At 59.5% G+C, this 18,821-nt stretch carries 20 protein-coding genes; 14 read left to right on the top strand and 6 right to left on the bottom strand.

The annotated features are described in order from the left end of the window. Nucleotides 1–42 precede the first annotated feature (42 nt). Genes GOW04_RS03275 through dusB form a run of 3 tightly spaced genes read right to left on the bottom strand, consistent with a single transcriptional unit; the run spans nt 43 to nt 3,478 of the window. Nucleotides 43–1,410: a response regulator gene (locus GOW04_RS03275; protein WP_171167875.1), complete on the bottom strand. Its 1,368-nt coding sequence runs from the start codon at nt 1,408–1,410 to the stop codon at nt 43–45. Next, nucleotides 1,410–2,498, bottom strand: a complete 1,089-nt coding sequence (locus GOW04_RS03270; RefSeq protein WP_152458153.1) for a nitrogen regulation protein NR(II) — start codon at nt 2,496–2,498, stop codon at nt 1,410–1,412. Before GOW04_RS03270 ends, GOW04_RS03275 begins: the two co-directional genes overlap by 1 nt. Continuing rightward, complete coding sequence (dusB, locus tag GOW04_RS03265) at nt 2,495–3,478, bottom strand: tRNA dihydrouridine synthase DusB (protein WP_256368232.1); 984 nt, start codon at nt 3,476–3,478, stop codon at nt 2,495–2,497. The genes GOW04_RS03270 and dusB overlap by 4 nt, the downstream gene beginning before the upstream one ends. Nucleotides 3,479–3,660: 182 nt before the next feature. Here dusB and GOW04_RS03260 point away from each other — a divergent pair, with 182 nt between their 5' ends. The 7 genes from GOW04_RS03260 to GOW04_RS03230 all read left to right on the top strand — a co-directional run bounded on the left by GOW04_RS03260 (nt 3,661) and on the right by GOW04_RS03230 (nt 10,845). Beyond that, nucleotides 3,661–4,791 (top strand): bifunctional 2-C-methyl-D-erythritol 4-phosphate cytidylyltransferase/2-C-methyl-D-erythritol 2,4-cyclodiphosphate synthase, encoded by a 1,131-nt coding sequence (locus GOW04_RS03260; RefSeq protein WP_171231533.1) that lies wholly within the window; start codon nt 3,661–3,663, stop codon nt 4,789–4,791. Continuing rightward, nucleotides 4,773–5,285 carry a phosphatidylglycerophosphatase A gene (locus GOW04_RS03255; protein WP_174830205.1) on the top strand — a complete coding sequence of 171 codons (513 nt, stop codon included), beginning with the start codon at nt 4,773–4,775 and terminating at the stop codon, nt 5,283–5,285. Before GOW04_RS03260 ends, GOW04_RS03255 begins: the two co-directional genes overlap by 19 nt. Continuing rightward, nucleotides 5,282–5,758, top strand: coding sequence for a CinA family protein (locus GOW04_RS03250; protein ID WP_171167868.1), 477 nt, complete (start codon nt 5,282–5,284; stop codon nt 5,756–5,758). Before GOW04_RS03255 ends, GOW04_RS03250 begins: the two co-directional genes overlap by 4 nt. A 197-nt stretch (nt 5,759–5,955) precedes the next feature. Then, entirely contained in the window at nt 5,956–7,137 is a 1,182-nt protein-coding gene (locus tag GOW04_RS03245) for an ammonium transporter (RefSeq protein ID WP_171167865.1), read from the top strand. Between the two features lie 142 nt (nt 7,138–7,279). After that, nucleotides 7,280–7,960, top strand: a complete 681-nt coding sequence (locus GOW04_RS03240) for an orotate phosphoribosyltransferase (protein WP_152458158.1) — start codon at nt 7,280–7,282, stop codon at nt 7,958–7,960. A 225-nt stretch (nt 7,961–8,185) separates the two neighbouring features. Continuing rightward, entirely contained in the window at nt 8,186–9,676 is a 1,491-nt protein-coding gene (locus GOW04_RS03235; protein WP_152458159.1) for a replicative DNA helicase, read from the top strand. Between the two features lie 122 nt (nt 9,677–9,798). Further along, nucleotides 9,799–10,845 (top strand): Hint domain-containing protein, encoded by a 1,047-nt coding sequence (locus GOW04_RS03230; RefSeq protein WP_171231532.1) that lies wholly within the window; start codon nt 9,799–9,801, stop codon nt 10,843–10,845. 46 nt (nt 10,846–10,891) lie between these two features. Here the strand turns inward: GOW04_RS03230 and GOW04_RS03225 are convergent, their stop codons facing one another. Beyond that, nucleotides 10,892–11,431 carry a GNAT family N-acetyltransferase gene (locus GOW04_RS03225; RefSeq protein ID WP_171231531.1) on the bottom strand — a complete coding sequence of 180 codons (540 nt, stop codon included), beginning with the start codon at nt 11,429–11,431 and terminating at the stop codon, nt 10,892–10,894. A 239-nt stretch (nt 11,432–11,670) separates the two neighbouring features. On the opposite strand from GOW04_RS03225, the gene alr reads away from it, so the two are divergent. From alr to GOW04_RS03210, 3 genes are read left to right on the top strand one after another with little or no spacing between them, the layout of a single operon-like run. Then, entirely contained in the window at nt 11,671–12,705 is a 1,035-nt protein-coding gene (alr, locus tag GOW04_RS03220; RefSeq protein WP_171231530.1) for an alanine racemase, read from the top strand. After that, on the top strand, nt 12,702–13,484 hold the full coding sequence (locus GOW04_RS03215; protein WP_152458163.1) for an ABC transporter permease: 783 nt from the start codon (nt 12,702–12,704) through the stop codon (nt 13,482–13,484). The genes alr and GOW04_RS03215 overlap by 4 nt, the downstream gene beginning before the upstream one ends. After that, the gene (locus tag GOW04_RS03210) at nt 13,481–14,227 is read left to right on the top strand and encodes an ABC transporter ATP-binding protein (RefSeq protein ID WP_171231529.1); all 747 of its coding nucleotides are present in this window, start codon (nt 13,481–13,483) and stop codon (nt 14,225–14,227) included. The genes GOW04_RS03215 and GOW04_RS03210 overlap by 4 nt, the downstream gene beginning before the upstream one ends. Here GOW04_RS03210 and GOW04_RS03205 read toward each other — a convergent pair. Further along, complete coding sequence (locus GOW04_RS03205; RefSeq protein WP_171115623.1) at nt 14,224–14,652, bottom strand: thioesterase family protein; 429 nt, start codon at nt 14,650–14,652, stop codon at nt 14,224–14,226. The two genes, GOW04_RS03210 and GOW04_RS03205, sit on opposite strands and share 4 nt — an antisense overlap. Nucleotides 14,653–14,754: 102 nt before the next feature. Here GOW04_RS03205 and GOW04_RS03200 point away from each other — a divergent pair, with 102 nt between their 5' ends. Beyond that, nucleotides 14,755–15,207 (top strand): paraquat-inducible protein A, encoded by a 453-nt coding sequence (locus tag GOW04_RS03200; protein ID WP_152458166.1) that lies wholly within the window; start codon nt 14,755–14,757, stop codon nt 15,205–15,207. Between the two features lie 181 nt (nt 15,208–15,388). Here GOW04_RS03200 and GOW04_RS21860 read toward each other — a convergent pair whose 3' ends face one another. Then, complete coding sequence (locus tag GOW04_RS21860) at nt 15,389–15,544, bottom strand: hypothetical protein (protein ID WP_254430054.1); 156 nt, start codon at nt 15,542–15,544, stop codon at nt 15,389–15,391. Between GOW04_RS21860 and GOW04_RS03195 the strand changes: the two genes are divergently transcribed. The 3 genes from GOW04_RS03195 to GOW04_RS03185 all read left to right on the top strand — a co-directional run bounded on the left by GOW04_RS03195 (nt 15,537) and on the right by GOW04_RS03185 (nt 18,259). After that, nucleotides 15,537–16,139 carry a DNA repair protein gene (locus GOW04_RS03195; RefSeq protein ID WP_253286103.1) on the top strand — a complete coding sequence of 201 codons (603 nt, stop codon included), beginning with the start codon at nt 15,537–15,539 and terminating at the stop codon, nt 16,137–16,139. The two genes, GOW04_RS21860 and GOW04_RS03195, sit on opposite strands and share 8 nt — an antisense overlap. A 121-nt stretch (nt 16,140–16,260) precedes the next feature. Then, nucleotides 16,261–17,625, top strand: coding sequence for a DNA repair protein RadA (gene radA, locus GOW04_RS03190; protein ID WP_171231527.1), 1,365 nt, complete (start codon nt 16,261–16,263; stop codon nt 17,623–17,625). 40 nt (nt 17,626–17,665) lie between these two features. Beyond that, a complete protein-coding gene (locus GOW04_RS03185; protein WP_152458169.1) occupies nt 17,666–18,259 on the top strand; it encodes a CvpA family protein in 594 nt (197 codons plus the stop codon). The last annotated feature ends 562 nt before the right edge of the window (nt 18,260–18,821 follow it).

Genomic DNA, 18,821 nt, shown 5'->3' with positions numbered 1-18,821 from the left:
TTTCCCAACAGATGCCGGGATGCCACGGTTTGTGTGGCGATATTACATCAGTTTGCGTCGACGTGTCACCTGAATATCGAGATCCGTAATCTTTTTTCGCAACGTATTTCGGTTGATTCCCAGCAGATCGGCACATTTCGCCTGATTTCCGCCAGTTGCATCCAGCGCGATTTCGATCAGTGGGGCCTCAACTTCCCGCAATATGCGTTGATACAGGCCTGGGGGCGGCAGAATGTTGCCGTGCAGGTCAAAATACCTCCGCAGATGCCGCTCGACCGAGGTCGAAAGCTTTTCGCGCTCACCGCCGCTCAGGACCGGTTCCGCCTCTGGCTGGCTGCCCAGCACCGTTTCCACTTCGGCTTTGGTGATTTCATCAGCACGGCTGGTCAGACCCAACCGGCGCACGGCATTTTCCAGTTGCCGCACGTTCCCGGGCCAGGAATAGCGCCGCACCAGTTCTACCGCCTCGGGGCTGAGCCAGCGTTTAGTGCCGTTTTCCCGCTCTTCCCGAGCCAGAAAGTGCTCGGCCAGCAGCGGAATGTCATCCACCCTTTCACGCAGTGATGGAACGTGGATCGTCGCCCCGCACAAGCGATAATAAAGGTCTTGACGGATGCGCCCGTTCTCCATCCCTTCGGTCAGGTCTGATTGGCTGGTGGCCATGAAACGGGGAACGTGATCGCCCGGTGTATCCATCATGCGGACGATGCGCGCCTGAACCTCATCTTCGATATCTGCGATTTCGTCTATCAAAAGCGTACCGCCGCGAACCCGCGCCATCACACGGGCCGGGCCTTCCAGATCGCGCAGTTCGGCAGCGGTGACAGTGACAAAGGGCAAGGTTCGACGGTCGGAAAAATCGTGAATGGCCCGCGCAATCAATGACTTGCCCGTGCCGCTTTCACCGGAAATCATGACCGAGAGATCCGTGTTCATCACCCGGGCGACCAACCGGTACAGGGCCTGCATCACCGGTGTTCGCCCGACCAGAGGCAGTTCTTCGGGGCGCTCGCTTGTGCCCACGGCCGGCTCTGGCTGGGCGCGTTGCTTCTGATCCAGCGCCCGCGCTGTCCGCTTCATCAGATCCGGCAGGTCGAAGGGTTTTGGCAGATAATCGTACGCATCCGCCTCTGTCGCCTGAATCGCCGTCATGATGGTGTTTTGTGCGGAAATCACGATCACCGGCAAACCGGGGCGGTCTTCGGCAATCTTCGGCAGCATCTCAAGACCGTTTCCATCAGGCATGACCACGTCGGAAATCACCACGTCCCCTTTCCCCTCGCCGACCCAGCGCATCAACGTGGTCAGTGATGAGGTCGCATGCACCTTGCACCCGGCACGCGTCAGGGCCTGTGTCAGAACAGTGCGGATCGTGCGATCGTCGTCCGCGACCAGTACGGTGCCATCCATCAGGTGCTCTCCTTCTTGTCCTCGATTGCGTCTCGCGGCGCGCGGCGCAGCGACAGTTTGAATACCGTTCGCCCGGGCACGGATTCGGCCGAAATCCAGCCGTCATGGTCCGAGATGATCTTGCTGACCAGCGCCAGCCCCAGGCCGGTGCCGTTTTCCTTGCCGGATACGAAGGGATCAAAAATGTCGCCGCGGATGTCTTCTGGCAGGCCCGGACCATCATCGATGATCTCGATCTGCAAGGGCAGCGAATGCCCTGACCCGTCACTGCGACGTAACCGGAAGGAATGTTCGAAATAGGTCCGCAGGCGGATCGTTCCGCCCTGCGGTCCTGCCGCTTCGGACGCGTTCCTGAGCAGATTCAGGATCACCTGCAGAATCTGATCCGGGTCTCCGTAAGCCAGCGGCAGCGACGGGTCATAGTCTTCGACGATCGTCATGTCAGCGCCAAATCCCAACAATGCCGACCGTCTTGCGCGATCCAGCACATCGTGGATGTTGACCGGCTTGAAGTCAGGTTTCTGAAGGTTCCCGAATTGCTCGACCTGTTCCAGCAACTTCACGATCCGGCGGCTTTCGGCAACAATAAGGTCAGTCAGTTCAAGGTCTTGTGGCGGTATATTCATGCTGAGCAACTGCGCCGCACCGGTGATCCCGGCCAGCGGATTCTTGATCTCGTGCGCCAGCATTTCTGCCATACCGATGGCGGATTGTGCCGCGGATTTGACGGTATTCCCGCGCGTCATCCGACCTGCCAGTTCACGAGGCGATATGATCATGATCATAGAGCCCGGATGCCCGACCAAAGGCGCAATCTGCAACGCGCATTGCAGCGGCGCTCGGCTACCCGACCCCACATCCACATCATTCACGAACAATGGCGTGCCCTGCCAGCGGGCGCGCTCGAACGCCTCTTCCAACGGCGCGTCCACGGCGATCTGATCCCACACCGGATGGCCGATCACCGATTTGCGCGACGCGTTCAGAAACCCCTCACCCGCAGCATTCACATCGGATATCCGATCCTGTTCATCAATAATGAACGCCGGAACCGGCAGCGAGTTCCAGATGCTGGCATCGGAATTCATGCCGCCACCTCGTCCGTATCGCTGAGCGCATCCGCCAACAGGCGCAGAACTTCCGCCGGATCGCGCGACGTCAGCACCGCCCGGCGCAAGGGCGCAGGCGTTGCGGCTTCGTCCATGTACCATCCCAGATGCTTTCGGGCGACACGCAGACCCAGATCGGTGCCGTAGAAATCCAGCATCGACTGATAATGCGCGCAAACCATATCAACCAGATCATGACCGGTCGGAATCTCGGGCGCCTCGGCCCCGTACAGGTCGTGACAGATTTGCGCCAAAACCCAAGGTTTGCCCTGGGCGCCACGACCGACCATCACCCCATCCGCGCCGGATTGGCGCAACGCGGTTCGGGCGGCGTCAGTGTCCAAGATGTCTCCGTTCGCGATGACCGGGATCGATACGGCCTCTTTCACCGCCCGGATCGCCTGCCAATCGGCGTGACCCTTGTAGAACTGACAGCGTGTGCGGCCATGGATCGTGACCATCTGAATACCTGCGTCCTGAGCGCGGCGTGCCACGTCGGGCGCGTTCAACAGAGTGTCGTCCCATCCCAGCCGGGTTTTCAGCGTCACCGGCAGATCGACCGCGCCCACCACGGCCTCGATCAGTGCAAGCGCGTGGTCCGGCGTTTTCAGTAGGGCCGAGCCGGAATAACCGTTTGTTACCTTCTTGGCGGGGCACCCCATGTTGATGTCGATCACACGCGCGCCACGGTCGGCCACCTGACGGGCCGCCTCGGCCATCCAATGGGCCTCGCGCCCGGCCAGTTGCACGGCGGTGTTTTCCACATCCGCGGACAGTTCCGCCCGTTCCCGCACGCCGGGCTTGGCCTGTACCATCTCTTGACTGGCGACCATTTCGCTGACGACCATACCCGCACCGAAACGCAACACCAGATCGCGAAACGGGCGGTCGGTGATTCCGGCCATGGGGGCCAGCAAAACAGGCGGTGCTATTTCCTTGTCGGCAAGGTGCAATGTCAACGTGCTTAATCCTTGGGCAGTTGTGGTTTTGATATCGGTTTCTGCGCATATGAACAACAAAACGGCACGCGACAAGCCCGCAAAATCATCATTTGCCTAATTATTAATCACATGACCATGGGTGATTGCCTCTGCATTCACCGCCGCCTAAACAATGCCCATCACGAGGAGAGCGCGCACATATGACAACTGCCGCCATCATAGTTGCCGCCGGTCGCGGGTCGCGCGCCGGGGGTGGCGTGCCAAAGCAATGGCGCAGCCTTGCGGGCCGGCGGGTGGCCGATTGGACGATCGAGCGCTTTCGCGGACAGGTGGATCACATTGTTCTGGTGTTGTCCGACGAAGACAGCGCCGCATGGGAAGAATTCCATGAAACCGAGCTGATCCTGGCTGCGGGCGGAACGGATCGCGCGGGATCGGTGCGCAATGGATTGGCTGCACTGGCCGACCGGAACGTACAGCGCGTTTTGATCCACGACGTTGCAAGGCCTTGCGTCACACCCCGCATCATCACCGACGTTCTGAACGCCCTGGAAACATGTCCGGCGGCGGCGCCCGGGCTGGCGGTGACCGATGCGCTGTGGGTTGGGCATGAACAGGCCGTGACCGGTACGCAGGATCGCAGCAACCTGTTCGCCGCGCAAACTCCGCAGGGGTTTCACTATGACACCATCACCGCCGCCCACGCCGCCCATCCGGGCGGCGCTGCGGATGATGTCGAGGTGGCCCGCGCCGCCGGCCTTGATGTCTGCATCATACCGGGCGATGCGGACAATCTGAAAATCACCCGACCCGAGGATTTTGCCCGGGCGGAACGCATAATGGGAACGGAAATGGATGTAAGGCTGGGCAACGGGTACGATGTGCACCGTTTTGGCGATGGGGATCATGTGATCCTTTGCGGTGTGAAAGTGCCGCATGACCGCGGACTGCAAGGCCATTCGGATGCCGATGTCGGAATGCACGCGGTCACCGATGCGATCTATGGCGCACTGGCGCAGGGGGATATCGGGCAACATTTCCCGCCTTCGGATCCGCAATGGAAAGGCGCCGCCAGCGAGATTTTCCTGCGCCACGCGGTCGAGCTGGCGGGGCAGATGGGATACCGTATCTCGAACGTCGATTGCACGCTGGTCTGCGAATATCCAAAGATTGGCCCTCATGCACCAGCCATGCGAGAAAAAATGTCTGAAATCATGGACCTGCGTGCAGATCAGGTTTCGGTCAAGGCGACAACGTCCGAGCGTCTGGGCTTCACCGGCCGCAGCGAGGGCATCGCCTCTTTGGCCACGGCATGTCTGGTGAAAGCGTGAACGCGGCACAGATGATCGGGACTGTCGGTGGCGTTGGCTATTTGCGCCCTGCCCCGGGCACCTGGGGATCGCTGGTGGCCCTGCCAATGGCCTGGGTATTGCACATGCTGGGTGGTTTCCCGTTGCTGGCCCTGGCAACGGTTGCGGTTTTTGTCGGCGGCCTGTGGGCCACACGCGTGATGACCGAAGGTCAGGATGACCACGACCCATCTGAAATCGTCATCGATGAGGTCGCAGGCCAGTTCATTGCGCTTTGGGCAATTTCCTATCCGTCCTGGGCGCATGGAATCGACATTACCGCGCTCTGGCCCGGCTGGGTTGGTGGGTTCATCCTGTTTCGTCTGTTCGACATCACCAAACCCGGCCCTGTCGGCTGGGCTGATCGCCGCGGCGATCCGATGGGCGTGATGCTGGATGACGTGATTGCAGGTATATTTGCAGCCATCGGAGTGATGGTTCTGGCAGGTATCGCACACGGAGTTCTGGGGTTATGAACGTGACAGACCTGCTGGACCGCGCCAAGGCGCAGGGCGTGATGATCGCCACCGCCGAAAGCTGCACCGGCGGCATGGTCGCTGCGGCCCTGACCGATATTCCCGGCAGCTCGGCGGTCGTGGATCGGGGTTTTGTCACCTACACCAACGAGGCCAAACAGGACATGCTGGGCGTTCGGGCCGAAACGCTGAACGCGCACGGTGCGGTTTCCGAACAGGTGGCCCGTGAAATGGCAGATGGCGCGCTGCGCAACTCACTGGCTCAACTTGCCGTCTCGATCACGGGAATTGCCGGGCCGGGCGGGTCCGAATTCAAACCCGAAGGGCGCGTGTGTTTCGGCTTGGCCGTCAAGGGACAGCCGACGCATGTTGACACCGTTGAATTCGGCGCACCCGGTCGCGATGCCGTGCGGCGCGCGGCGCGTGACCACGCCTTGACCCTGCTGTACACGGCCCTTTCCGCAGGCGCCTAAACTTTCAGCACATGGCCAAAAAAACCGCTTCTTTTGAAGTCAGTTGAAAAAAGGCTGCCAAAACAGGCACTTTTTTTCGCTTTGCCTCTTTTTTCTCCAACCGACGGTGGCTTGAAACAGCCCACACCGCTCACGCAGCGCCGATCCGTGCCCAGTTTCCACGGATCCGCGCACTCATTCGGAAGGGAGAATGGCCCATGAACGGAGCCGATACAGCCTGGATCATCGTAGCAACCGCGTTGGTCCTTTTCATGACATTGCCAGGCCTCGCCCTGTTCTATGGCGGGCTCGTGCGTGCCCGAAATGTCCTCAGCGTTTTCATGCATTGCTTTGCCATTGCCTGTTTGATGAGCGTCCTGTGGCTGGTCGCGGGGTATTCCATCGCGTTCGGACCCGGTGAAAGCGGGCTTTGGGGTGGTTTGGGCAAGGCCTTTCTCAACGGCGTCGATGTGGACAGCCTTGCCGGAACCCTGCCCGAGATCCTGTTCTTCGCCTTCCAGATGACCTTTGCCATCATAACCCCTGCGTTGATCGTGGGCGCTTATGTCGAACGTGTGGGCTTTGGCTTTGTCCTGACCTTTTCGGCGCTGTGGATGCTGCTGTGCTATGCGCCCGTGGTGCACTGGATCTGGGGTGGCGGGATGCTGGCTGATGGCGGCATTCTGGGCGAGATCGGTGTGCGCGACTTTGCAGGCGGCATCGTGGTGCATGAAACCGCTGGTCTGGCAGCGCTGATTGTTGCGATCATCCTCGGGCCGCGTCGCAACCGCACCACTCCGCCGCACAACCCCGGTTATGTCATGGTCGGCGCCGCAATGCTGTGGGTCGGCTGGTTCGGTTTCAACGGTGGTTCGCAACTGGCCGCCGATGGCGGAGCGGCGATGGCCCTGACCGTCACGCACCTGTCCGCGGCTACGGCATCGCTAAGCTGGGCCCTGTGGGAGCGTATCCGCTTTGGCAAGGCCTCGATGGTCGGTCTGGTCACCGGCACAATCGCGGGTCTGGCCTCGATCACACCTGCATCGGGTTTCGTCGGTCCGGTTCAGGCCCTGATCATTGGCGCAGTGGCCGGTGTTCTGTGTCAGGAAGCCGTCAGCATCGTGCGCAACAAGCTGAATATCGACGACACGCTGGATGTCTTCGCCGTGCATGGTGTCGGCGGTATATTCGGCACGCTCATGATCGCCCTGTTTGGCCTTGGAACCTGGACCGCTCAGTTGGGCGGGCTCGTTATCGTGGGTTCCTTTACGGCAGTTGTCACGTTTGTGTTGGTCAAACTGGTTGCACAGATCACGCCACTTCGCGTAGACGCCGAGACCGAGACAAATGGCCTCGACCTCTCGGTACATGGCGAGCGGGCCTATGACATGAGCAGTTAAGCCCACCTTGGCTGCCCATCGCCCGTATGGGCAAAAGCGGACCTCTTGGGGGTCCGCTTTTCTTTTGTCCAATCCCTCTCGACTCCGGCCCAAGGGTCGGGCTATCAGCCCGCAACGTGTTTTCAGCCCCGAGGTTTGCGCCATGATCCCCAGTTCTTTTCCCGACAGCACCGAAATCGCCCGCCTGACTGCACGGATGCTGCTGGAGATCAAGGCCGTGCATTTCAACTCGCGGGAACCGTTCACGCTGGCCAGCGGGCTGCCCAGCCCGACCTATATCGACTGCCGCAAACTGATCTCGTACCCGCGCATCCGCTCGACCCTGATGGATTTCCTGACCGTCACGGTGATGCGGGATGCTGGCTTTGAGGCATTCGACAACATCGCAGGCGGGGAAACGGCGGGCATCCCCTTTGCCGCCATGGTCGCCGAGCGCATGGCGCTGCCCATGACCTACGTGCGCAAGAAACCCAAGGGCTATGGCCGCAACGCCCGAATCGAAGGGGCGATGAGCGAAGGTGAGCGTGTGTTGCTGGTTGAAGACCTGACCACTGATGGCGGCTCGAAACTGTCCTTTGTCGATGCGATCCGCGAAACCGGTGCCACCTGCGGGCACACCGCCGTCATCTTCTACTACGGCATCTTCCCCGAGACCGAGAAAACGCTGGGTGATCATGGCGTCAAGCTGCACTCGCTCTGCACATGGTGGGATGTTCTGGCCGAGGCCAAGGCACAGAAAGCCTTTGATCAGGAAACACTTGAGGGTGTCGAAGCTTTCCTGAACGACCCGCGCGGATGGCAAGAGGCCAATAAACCAGCGTAAACCTCTTGTGGAAGGATTGGGGATAAACCCGAAAGAATCGGGCAGCTCGCCACGATATATGGTGACTTTTCCGACAATTCCTACATAATAAGCGATGTATATGCAGGCATCCAAGCGGTCTGGAAAGTTATCCCTAGGCTTTACCCCAAGTTAGTCACAGGTATTTCCAGATAGCTTGCGGTGACGTTTCGCGTGTAGAACCTCGGAACGGGCAGCGGGGACAAAATGAACGAGATCAGCAGTATCGAGCAGGCAGCGGCACAGATTCAGAACGCCGAAACCATGCCGCATTCCATTGAGGCCGAACAACAGCTTCTGGGTGCGATCCTGACCAATAACGACCTGTACGACCGGGTCGCCTCGATCATCGGGGCTGAACATTTCTATGATCCGGTCCATGCCCGGATTTACGAGGTGGCCTCGGCCCGTATTGCAAAGAATGCGCTCGCCTCGCCCGTGACGCTCAAATCATTCATGGCCGAGGATGAGGGCCTGAAAGAACTGGGCGGTCCCGCTTATCTGGTCAAACTGGCGGGCGCTTCGATCAGCGCATTCGCAGTGCACGACTATGCCCAGATGATCTATGACCTTGCCATCCGGCGCGAGCTGATCCGGCTGGGCCGCGACATCTCGGACAAAGCGGCGCGGGTCGATGTCTCAAGCGAGCCGAAAGAACAGATCGTCGAGGCCGAGCAGCAGCTGTATCAGTTGTCCGAGCAGGGCCAGACCGAGCAAGGCTTCCAATCCTTCCTCAAGGCTGTCACCGAAGCCGTCAACGTCACCAACGAGGCCTACCAGCGCGGCGGCGGCATGGCCGGGATTTCCACCGGCCTGGCCGATCTGGACAAGCAATTGGGTGGGTTGCACCCGTCCGACCTGATTATTCTGGCCGGGCGTCCATCCATGGGTAAAACCTCGCTGGCGACCAACATCGCCTTCAACGTTGCCAAGGCCTACAAGCGCGGCACAAAGCCCGACGGCAGCGAAGGCGCGATCGATGGCGGCGTTGTTGGCTTCTTCTCACTCGAGATGAGCGCGGAACAGCTTGCGGGCCGGGTTCTGGCGGAAGCCTCGGAGATTTCCAGCCACAAAATCCGTCAGGGCGACATGACCGAGGCCGAGTTCCGTCGATTTGTGGATGCGGCCAAAGAGCTTGAGGCGTGTCCCCTGTTTATTGACGACACCCCTGCCTTGCCGATCTCGCAACTTGCCGCCCGTGCACGTCGGTTGAAACGAACGCACGGGCTGGACTTGCTGGTCATCGACTATCTACAGCTCTGCCGCGGCATGGCCGACAACCGGGTGAACGAAATCGCCGAGATTTCGATGGGCATGAAAGCCATCGCCAAGGAACTGAACATCCCGGTCATTGCTCTTTCACAGCTGTCGCGCCAGGTGGAAAACCGCGACGACAAGCGCCCGCAGCTGTCCGACCTGCGCGAATCCGGCTCGATCGAGCAGGACGCCGACGTTGTGATGTTTGTGTTCCGCGAGGAATACTACAAAGAGCGCGAAAAGCCCGGTGATCACGAACTGGAAAAGATGGAAGAGTGGAAGCAGGCGATGGAACGTCTGCACGGCAAGGCCGAAGTCATCGTCGGCAAACAGCGTCATGGCCCCATCGGTACGGTCGAGTTGTCGTTCGAAGCCCAATTCACCCGCTTTGGCAATCTGGTCAAACCCTGGCAACAGGGTGGTGAAATCGAGGGTTATTGATCGCGGACAGAACACCTGCCCCAGATATGAAACGCCAAGCCCTTTGGTGTTTTTCCTGCCCGGTGTTAACGTGACGGTGACGTTCAACCCAACGCGCCAAACCCGCCCGGAGACCCACTGATTTGCCCGCGATCATATCGGAAATAAGATATCGCAACGGCCCGAACTTTGCTCCGGACGGAGATTTCATTGAAATCCGGGTTCCGACCGGAACCGACGTCACCGGCTTGCAGGTCGATGTTTACAACCCCAATGGCTCGGTGCGCAGTTCGACGGATGTCGACAATGGAACGATGACCACTGTGGGCGGGTTCGACTATTACGTGATTTCGGCGCGCATCAACCGGTTTGGGGCGGTCTCTCTTTCGGACAATGGTTCGGTTCTCAGCTTTGTATCCTTTGACTCGCAGGTGACTGCGACACAGGGACCGGCCAGCGGCCAGACCTCGACCCAGATCGGCAGCAACGGCACGGACGATACCGCGTCTCTGTCATCGAAGGACGGGGTCAACTTTGTTGAGGATCCCAATCCCAGCCCCGGCGCCCCCTGTTTTGTTTCGGACACCCTGATCCTGACGGACCGTGGCGAAATCAGCGTTCAGGATATCCGCCCCGGTGACAAAGTGATGACGACCGAAGGCAGCGCGGCCACCGTTCGGCTTGTTCTGTCCCGGTCATTGCGCCAGGTCGATCTGTTGAAATCACCCGAACTGCGCCCAGTCCGCATCACGGCCGGCGCCCTGGGGCACGGCCTGCCCCGCCGAGACCTGACGGTTTCGCGACAGCACCGAATGCTGGTCCGATCGGACATCGCGCAGCGCATGTTCGACACAAGGGACGTTTTGGTCTCGGCCATCCGGCTGACAGACCTGCCGGGCGTTTACGTGGATTACGATGCGACGCAGGTGGTTTATCATCACGTTGTCTGTGACCGTCACGTGGTTCTTTTTGCCGAAGGCGCGCCAAGTGAAAGCCTGTTCGCCGGCCCCGAAGCCCTCAAATCCCTTCCGCCCGAAGCGTTGCACGAGCTGTTGCAGATTTTTCCGGGTCTCGACTGCAATAAGGATATGGACCCTGCCTTTTATATCCCCAGCGGCAGGCGACAGAAAAAGCTGGTGGCCCGACATGTCCGGAACAGCAAGGCGATCATAGATGAGGCCCTGTTCTAGGCTGTGGAACCAAGGCCATCGACCAAAGCGAAAAAACCGATCCCGCCTACCACAGCAATGGATTGTTCAGCGCGGAAACGCATCGCGACGGGCCTTTCAGCGGTTTCAGGTCAAAACCGTCCAGCGCCTGCCCCAACCAGCCGTGCGGATGGCTTAGTTTCAGCGGTGGCTGGGCAGTATCCTCGGTGATCTGCACAAAACCCGTTTTGCAATAATAGGCCGGGTCGCCATAGGTCAGTGCCACGTCCACACCTGCGGCCCGCAAGCGATCCAGACCATAGGAAATCAGCGCCTGTCCAATACCTGTTTTTTGCCTGCCCGTTTGCACGGCCATCGGCGACAGGATGAACACATTGCGCGTATCCTGCGAAAACGTCATCCGGGAAAAGATGGCACAGCCAAGCAGCTCGTGATCGTGTTGAGCCGTGCACACCAGGATATCTTCAGGCGGCGTGCTGTTGAGCAATTCACGTACGAATTCACCTATTGCCGCCCCCTCCTCTGGCCCTTCCGATGCGGAAAAAACGCCTGCAAAAAGACGGATGATCTCTGACGGGTCCCGGGTCAAACCGGTAGAAAAATCCATGGCTCCCTCATGAGTTGACGCTGCGCCCGGTCTTTACCGGAACCGAACGATCCGGTTCCCAGGATCGCTTTAACGTTGATGTGAAGACAATCCCAAAACGTGCAACCATGGCGGAATGCTGCCATTTCTTCTGGTTTTATGGTGTTTTCCGTAACAACAGACCAAACACCAACATAAACCGACAGGTAAATGCGCCATTCCCTCTTGACCTTGGACGGCGCAATGTCATGAACAGTGCCATGAGTACTGCACGTTTGACGATCAATCTTCAGGCGCTCGCCAGCAATTGGCGGGCGCTCGACGCGAAAACCGGGGTCGAAACCGGCGCCGTGGTCAAGGCCGATGCCTATGGGCTGGGTGCCGGGCCCGTCAGCGATACGCTGGCCGAGGAAGGCGTTCGCAAGTTTTTTGTGGCGGCCGCAGAAGAAGGCGCCGCTGTCCGCAATGCGGTCGGCCCCGGCCCGATGATCGGAGTCTTTTCCGGCCATATGGAGGGCGACACAGACCTTCTGCGCGCCAACGACCTGACGCCGCTGATCAACTCGGGCGAGCAGTATCAGCGCCATATGGAGGCCCTGCCCGACCATCCCTTTGGCATTCAGCTGGACAGTGGCATGAACCGGCTGGGGCTGGAACCCGCCGACTGGGCCGAACTACGCCAAAGGGCCGAGGCCCTGAACCCAGCCGTTGTTATGTCTCATCTGGCCTGCTCGGACGAGCCGGACCATCCGATGAACCGGCAGCAGCTCAAAACCTTCCGCGAGATGACCGACGGCATCGCCGCGCCGCGTTCTTTGGCTGCGACCGGCGGTATGCTTTTGGGGCCCGAGTTCCATTTCGATTTCTGCCGCCCGGGCATCGGCCTGTATGGCGGCCTGCCCTTTGCGGATGCCAAACCCGTTGTCACCGTCGATCTGCCTGTCATTCAGGTGCGCAGATTGGCCGTGGGCGAAACCGTTGGTTACGGCAACAGTTGGGTGGCGCGCCGGCCGTCCCGTATCGCCACCGTCGCGGCCGGGTATGCGGACGGCCTGCATCGCGCCATCGGGGGCGGCATCGACGCCTTCGCCGGAAATCAGCCCTGCCCGGTTGTTGGCCGTATCTCGATGGACCTGATCACGGTGGACGTCACAGACCTGCCCAAAGACCCGGAACGCCTGCGTATCCTGAATGGCCATCAGACCGTCGATGACCTGGCCGAAGCTGCCGGTACAATTGGCTATGAAATTCTCACATCAATGGGCAATCGCTATTCGCGGGGCTATGTGGAATGAACCCGCTCACCGCGCTCGGAGGTCTGGGCCGCACAGTTCTTAGCCTGCTTGCGGCCTTTGGCCGGGTGGCATTGTTCGCGCTTGATGCGATTTCGCATATTCTGCGCCCCCCCTTCTATCCGCGCGAATTTGGCATGGCCCTGCTGAACATCGGCTGGCTGTCCCTGCCGGTCGTCGGCCTGACCGCGATTTTCACCGGCGGTGCGCTGGCGTTGCAGATCTACGCCGGCGGCGCGCGTTTCAACGCCGAAGCCGTGGTGCCCCAGATCGTCGCCATCGGCATGGTGCGAGAGCTCGGCCCGGTTCTGGTCGGCCTGATGATTGCCGCCCGCGTGACATCCTCGATCGCGGCCGAGATCGCCACGATGAAAGTGACCGAACAGATCGACGCGCTGGTCACGCTGTCCACGCATCCGATGAAATACCTCACCGCCCCGCGGGTTCTGGCCGCCCTGATCACAGTGCCGGCTTTGGTGGCAGTGGGTGACATCATCGGAATTGCCGGGGGCTACACCGTCGCCACGCAAAATCTGGGCTTCAACCCGGCCGCCTATCTGAAAAACACGGTCGATTTCCTTGAAACCCGTGACATCGTCTCGTCGCTGGTCAAAGGCGCGGCCTTTGGCCTGATCGCGGCGATCATGGGCTGTTACTACGGCATGAATTCCGGCCGCGGCGCACAAGGCGTGGGCCGCGCCACCAAGGGCTCGGTCGAGGCCGCAGCGGTGCTGATCCTGGCCGCAAACTTCGTTCTCACAGGGGTATTCTTCTCGCTATGATCCGGATGGAGAACGTACATAAGGCCTTTGGCGACAACCACGTGCTGCAAGGCATGAACCTTGAGATCCCCAAGGGCACCTCGATGGTCATCATCGGCGGTTCGGGCACCGGAAAATCGGTCGCCCTGAAATGCATTCTGGGCCTGATCAAACCCAACAGCGGCATGATCTATGTGGACGGCAAAGATGCCAGCAAGGGCGACCGAGATGCGTTTCTGGCCCGGTTCGGGATGTTGTTTCAGGGCGCGGCGCTGTTTGATTCACTGACCGTCTGGCAGAACGTCGCCTTCCGCCTGCTGCGCGGATCGTTGAAGCGCCCAACCGAGGAAGCGCGCGAAATCGCCATCGAAAAACTGCGCCGCGTGGGTCTGAAATCCGACGTGGCCGACCGCTTTCCGGCCGAGTTGTCAGGCGGGATGCAAAAACGTGTGGGCCTTGCCCGCGCCATCGCCGCCGAGCCCGAGATCATCTTTTTCGACGAACCCACCACCGGCCTCGACCCGATCATGTCCGGCGTCATCAATGATCTGATCCGCGAAATCGTGACCGAGATGGGCGCCACCGCGATGACCATCACCCACGACATGAGTTCCGTCCGCGCGATTGCCGACAACGTCGCCATGCTGCACGGTGGTGTTATCCAATGGACCGGTCCGGTGGGCCAGATGGATGCGTCTGGTGATCCCTATGTTGAGCAGTTCATCAGCGGGAGTGCAGAGGGGCCGATTGAGGCTGTGCGTTAATCTTCGCTCTTTGCCAGCCACTTTGCCGAGCGTTCGATAACGTCCTGAGGAATAGCTTCGGCGCGCCTTGTCTGCAGGTTGAGCAAGACGCATTTGAAAACCGTCGAAAATGTCGTTTCACCGTCCATCACTCGAACTAATTTGTGGCTGAAAGTCATGGACTTCGTTCCTACTTTCAGGATTTCGCTTTCCATTTGGATCGCCTCGCCGGCACTCAATTCCGCAAGGAAATTGCTTTCTGCATAGACCACCGCAAAGGATAGCTTTCTTCCCGACCGCATGTCTTCGGACGTCAGCCCCAACTCTGCCTGCAACGCAAAAACGGAATCCGAACATGCCGCAAAATACTTGGACACGTTCATATGCCCCAGAAAATCACAGTCCGATGGATCGACAATTGACTTGAAGGCCACAAAACCCGACATCATTCTTCCCCGTCTAAAAATAACTCAGTGGCGAGTGCTGGTTTAAGGTAACCATATCAAATCATCGCCGCAAATTTCGAAATCTTACCTAGACGCCCAGTCATGCCCCTCCGCCTCGCCACCCTTTCCCTCCTGATCCTCTACCCCATCGCGTGGTTCGCCCCGCTGATGCGCGCGGGGTTTCTGCCGATCTTCGGCCTCAGCGAAATCAGTGTCATCACCGGGCTGCAATCCTTGTGGAAATCCGACGTCTTCCTTGCGCTGATCGTCACCATCTTCGCCCTCTTCGCGCCCTACATCAAAACCATCGGCACCGCGCTGATCCAATGGAATCTGCTGGATGCCCGCGTCCAACCCGCGCTGAATATCCTCGGCAAGCTGGCGATGGCCGACATTTTCCTGATCGCGCTCTACATCACATTGGCCAAGGGCATCTCTTACGCCACCGTTGAGACCGCATGGGGTCTCTACCTGTTCACGGCCTGCATTTTGGCGTCGATCGTGCTTGGCCATATTACAGAGATGACATCCACTTCACGAAAAGCTCAGACCTAATTGATTGAAAACACAAATCTAAGTATCATCTTCATATTTCGAGCAGCAGTGTTTTGTAGTTTTCGGGTCCGCAGCGGATCGCACGCAATCGTTAGATTACCTTCCGCTTTGGCCCGGTGTGTACCGGTTTGAGAAGGAGTTCGACGATCATGGCCGCCCTCCACAGTATTACATTGCAATTTCAGAATGCCTTTTTAAGACTGACTTTTTTCCTGATCTGCTTGGCGGCCTTATTGGCCGTTTCAGCCACACTGCTATCCGCTTTTGGCGTATTGCCCTGGCTTTCTATGCAGGCCGGATTTGGCGAGGTACCGGCAAAGGATGCCGGCATGTTCATCCAGATTGGCCTGACAGCGCTGATTCTCATGCTGGCGTTTTACCTGCCGGCAAATGCCCGAATGATGGCGCTAGAAAACAACCACCGCAAATTTGCGCTCAATATGCAGGACATCGCGGACGCGTACCAAATGGCCCATGCCGCCGATCGCGGCGGGCTGTTCATGATGTCGTCCGAGTTTGACGCCGTCAAGGAACGCATGGGGTTTCTGCGCCAGCACCCCGACCTGCAATCGCTCGAGCCCGAGATCCTGGAACTGGCCGCGCAGATGAGCCAGATCAGTCAGGAACTGGCCCGGACCTATGGCGATGCGCAGGTCGAACGCGCGCGGATGTTCCTGCAACAACGGCAGGAAGAGATCGAACTGTTTCAACAACGTCTGGAAGAGGCGCAGGTCATCCAGAACGAATTGCGTCAATGGACGCGGGATGTGGAAATGGAAGAGACGATCGCCAGGTCGCAACTTACCCGCCTGCGGGATGAGCTGTTCGAGCTTCTGCCCGAATTGTCGACCCAACTGCACACACCGCGCAACAATGGCGCCTCAAAGGCGTCCAGCGTGGTTGCAATGTCGCCCCTTCGACCGGCGGAATAGGCGCGCCAGCGCCCGCTTCGGGCGATGACCCAACCGGGCCTGAGGCCGCAGCGCGCCATCGGCGGTGAGGAAAGCCCGCAAGGGCTTGAAGAACCGCCCAAGCTCGGGCACCAAGTGCGTCATGGCAAAGACGACATCCTTCTCCTGCTCGGCCTGCGGTGCGACGCATACAAGATGGTCCGGACGCTGCGACGGTTGCGGCGAATGGAACACCATTGTTCAGGACGCGCCCATATCGACTGGCCCGGCCAGAAAATCCCTCGGCGGCAAACGCGGCCAGTCCATCGCACTCACGGATTTGTCCACCGAGGAAACACCGCCGCCCCGCACCCTCTGCGGGGTCGAGGAGCTGGACCGCGTCTTGGGCGGCGGGCTGGTCCCGGCCTCCGCCCTTTTGGTGGGCGGAGACCCCGGCATCGGGAAATCCACCCTGCTGCTGCAAGCCGCAGCGCGTTTCGCGCGTGCGGGCGTGAAAACCATCTATGTCTCGGGCGAAGAAGCCAGCGCACAGGTTCGTATGCGCGCCCGCCGTCTTGGGCTTGAGGACGCCCCCGTTCAACTCGCCGCCGAAACCAACCTGCGCGACATCCTCACGACGCTGGAAGCCGAAAAACCAGGCCTGGCCATCATCGATTCGATTCAGACGATGTGGGCGGACAATGTCGACAGCGCACCCGGTTCCGTATCACAAGTCCGGGCCGCGGCCCATGAACTGACCACGTTTGCGAAACGGCACAGTGTTTCGATCATCATGGTTGGCCACGTCACCAAGGAAGGCCAGATCGCGGGCCCTCGTGTGGTCGAACACATGGTTGACACCGTCCTTTACTTCGAGGGCGAGCGCGGCCACCAGTTCCGCATCCTGCGCGCGGTCAAGAACCGCTTTGGGCCAGCGGACGAAATCGGCGTGTTCGAGATGACCGGCAAGGGCTTGGCGCAAGTGACCAACCCCTCGGCCCTGTTCCTGTCCGAACGTGGCAGGCCAAGCCCCGGCTCTGCTGTTTTTGCGGGCATTGAAGGCACCCGTCCCGTGCTGGTCGAATTGCAGGCTCTGGTCGCACCCTCGCCCCACTCACAGCCCCGCCGCACCGTTGTCGGGTGGGACAGCGGGCGGTTGGCAATGATCCTTGCGGTGCTCGAGGCCCGCTGCGGCATTCCTTTTGCCGGGCTCGACGTCTATCTCAACGTTGCCGGAGGTCTGAAAGTCAGCGAACCCGCCGCCGATCTGGCTGTGGCCGCCGCCCTTCTGAGTGCCCGCGAAGACACAGCATTGCCCGCCGACACGGTCGTATTCGGAGAAATCTCGCTGTCCGGGGCACTTAGACCGGCCCCACAGACCGAAAACAGGTTGAAAGAAGCGCAAAAACTTGGTTTCACGGCGGCAATTGCTCCGGCTGGTGGTAAAACCGGCACTGTGGCAGGTCTGACACTCACCCGACCCTCTGATTTGGTGGGGTTTGTTGGCGAAACCTTCGGAGCAGGTTAAAGTCGCGCCTTGAGGGGCAGAAAAAGAACAGGCGAGGGCCATGGAAGGTTTTACAATAATTGACGGGGTCGTCGCCCTGATCATCGTGCTGTCGGGCTTGCTGGCCTACTCACGTGGCTTCATGCGCGAAGTTCTGGCCATTGCAGGCTGGGTCGCGGCGGCCGTTCTGGCATTCATCTTTGCCCCACAGGCTGTACCGCTGGTCAAAGAAATCCCGGTGGTTGGGGATTTCCTGCGCGACAGCTGTGAACTTTCGGTGATCACCGGCTTTGCAGCCGTCTTTGCCTTGGCTTTGATTGTGGTCAGCATCTTCACACCGCTGTTTTCATCGCTGGTGCAGCGTTCGGCTTTGGGCGGCCTGGATCAGGCGCTGGGGCTGTTCTTCGGCATCGCGCGCGGTATTCTGCTGGTTGCAATCGCCTTCTTTGTCTATGACACGGTCATGACCGGCCAGTCCTATACAATCGTGGACGAAAGCCGTTCGGCCAAGGTGTTCGAGCAGTTCAGCAGTCAGATTGAAGAGCAAAACCCCGAAGCCGCTCTGGGTTGGGTGACCGCACAATACGAGGAACTGGTTGCCAGCTGCACGGCAGGAAACGAACAACCCGAAACCACGGCACCAGCTGACGGGTAAACTCAAGGTGCATTGCATGATGAAAGCCCGGCACTGTCCGGGCTTTTTCTATTCAAATGTACCCTTCCCCGCCACAAACCGTACAGCGGATCGTTTTCAGCCCGAAACACCCGTCGCACCGGCTGGAGATCGGTTTGCCAAGAATATCCCGGCTTTTGACAACTTCGCCCGCCCCGTTGCAGATCTGACAGGGCGCCCGGCCCATTCCCCGGCACCTGTGGCACCGTTGTTTGATCCGCTCCTGCTTCTTTTGAGGTTTATGTTGCCACATTCCGGCCCTTTGCGTGCTTCACCCATCCTGATTTGCACATATTAATTGGCATGACAGCACATATGATTGCACATGTCATCTCCTTCGTGAACTTGCCCCGATCTGCGAAATCCTGACCTGCGGCAATAGGTGAGTGTGATCCTTTGATGACAGCCACGCCATTAGGCATTATGTGGAGGCCAACCCGCCACGGAATCGGAGCCACCGATCTTGTTCTTTCTGTTCGAATGCGCGCTGGTCGTTGTGATGGTCGCCCTATTGGCGTCGTTGTCGCCTGCCACCAAACTGACA

Source organism: Ruegeria sp. HKCCA4812 (genome assembly GCF_013034245.1).
GTDB lineage: Bacteria > Pseudomonadota > Alphaproteobacteria > Rhodobacterales > Rhodobacteraceae > Ruegeria.
Note: the sequence above shows the minus strand (reverse complement) of the source record. Positions and strands in the feature narration are given on the sequence as shown.

Bases quoted from the DNA above. Each gene is read 5' to 3' on its own strand.
- GOW04_RS03275 (WP_171167875.1), bottom strand. From the start codon at position 1,410: ATGGATGGCACCGTACTGGTCGCGGACGACGATCGCACGATCCGCACT.
- GOW04_RS03270 (WP_152458153.1), bottom strand. From the start codon at position 2,498: ATGAATTCCGATGCCAGCATCTGGAACTCGCTGCCGGTTCCGGCGTTC.
- GOW04_RS03260 (WP_171231533.1), top strand. From the start codon at position 3,661: ATGACAACTGCCGCCATCATAGTTGCCGCCGGTCGCGGGTCGCGCGCC.
- GOW04_RS03255 (WP_174830205.1), top strand. From the start codon at position 4,773: ATGTCTGGTGAAAGCGTGAACGCGGCACAGATGATCGGGACTGTCGGT.
- GOW04_RS03250 (WP_171167868.1), top strand. From the start codon at position 5,282: ATGAACGTGACAGACCTGCTGGACCGCGCCAAGGCGCAGGGCGTGATG.
- GOW04_RS03245 (WP_171167865.1), top strand. From the start codon at position 5,956: ATGAACGGAGCCGATACAGCCTGGATCATCGTAGCAACCGCGTTGGTC.
- GOW04_RS03240 (WP_152458158.1), top strand. From the start codon at position 7,280: ATGATCCCCAGTTCTTTTCCCGACAGCACCGAAATCGCCCGCCTGACT.
- GOW04_RS03235 (WP_152458159.1), top strand. From the start codon at position 8,186: ATGAACGAGATCAGCAGTATCGAGCAGGCAGCGGCACAGATTCAGAAC.
- GOW04_RS03225 (WP_171231531.1), bottom strand. From the start codon at position 11,431: ATGGATTTTTCTACCGGTTTGACCCGGGACCCGTCAGAGATCATCCGT.
- alr (WP_171231530.1), top strand. From the start codon at position 11,671: ATGAGTACTGCACGTTTGACGATCAATCTTCAGGCGCTCGCCAGCAAT.
- GOW04_RS03215 (WP_152458163.1), top strand. From the start codon at position 12,702: ATGAACCCGCTCACCGCGCTCGGAGGTCTGGGCCGCACAGTTCTTAGC.
- GOW04_RS03210 (WP_171231529.1), top strand. From the start codon at position 13,481: ATGATCCGGATGGAGAACGTACATAAGGCCTTTGGCGACAACCACGTG.
- GOW04_RS03205 (WP_171115623.1), bottom strand. From the start codon at position 14,652: ATGTCGGGTTTTGTGGCCTTCAAGTCAATTGTCGATCCATCGGACTGT.
- GOW04_RS03200 (WP_152458166.1), top strand. From the start codon at position 14,755: ATGCCCCTCCGCCTCGCCACCCTTTCCCTCCTGATCCTCTACCCCATC.
- GOW04_RS03195 (WP_253286103.1), top strand. From the start codon at position 15,537: ATGTTCATCCAGATTGGCCTGACAGCGCTGATTCTCATGCTGGCGTTT.
- GOW04_RS21860 (WP_254430054.1), bottom strand. From the start codon at position 15,544: ATGAACATGCCGGCATCCTTTGCCGGTACCTCGCCAAATCCGGCCTGC.
- radA (WP_171231527.1), top strand. From the start codon at position 16,261: ATGGCAAAGACGACATCCTTCTCCTGCTCGGCCTGCGGTGCGACGCAT.
- GOW04_RS03185 (WP_152458169.1), top strand. From the start codon at position 17,666: ATGGAAGGTTTTACAATAATTGACGGGGTCGTCGCCCTGATCATCGTG.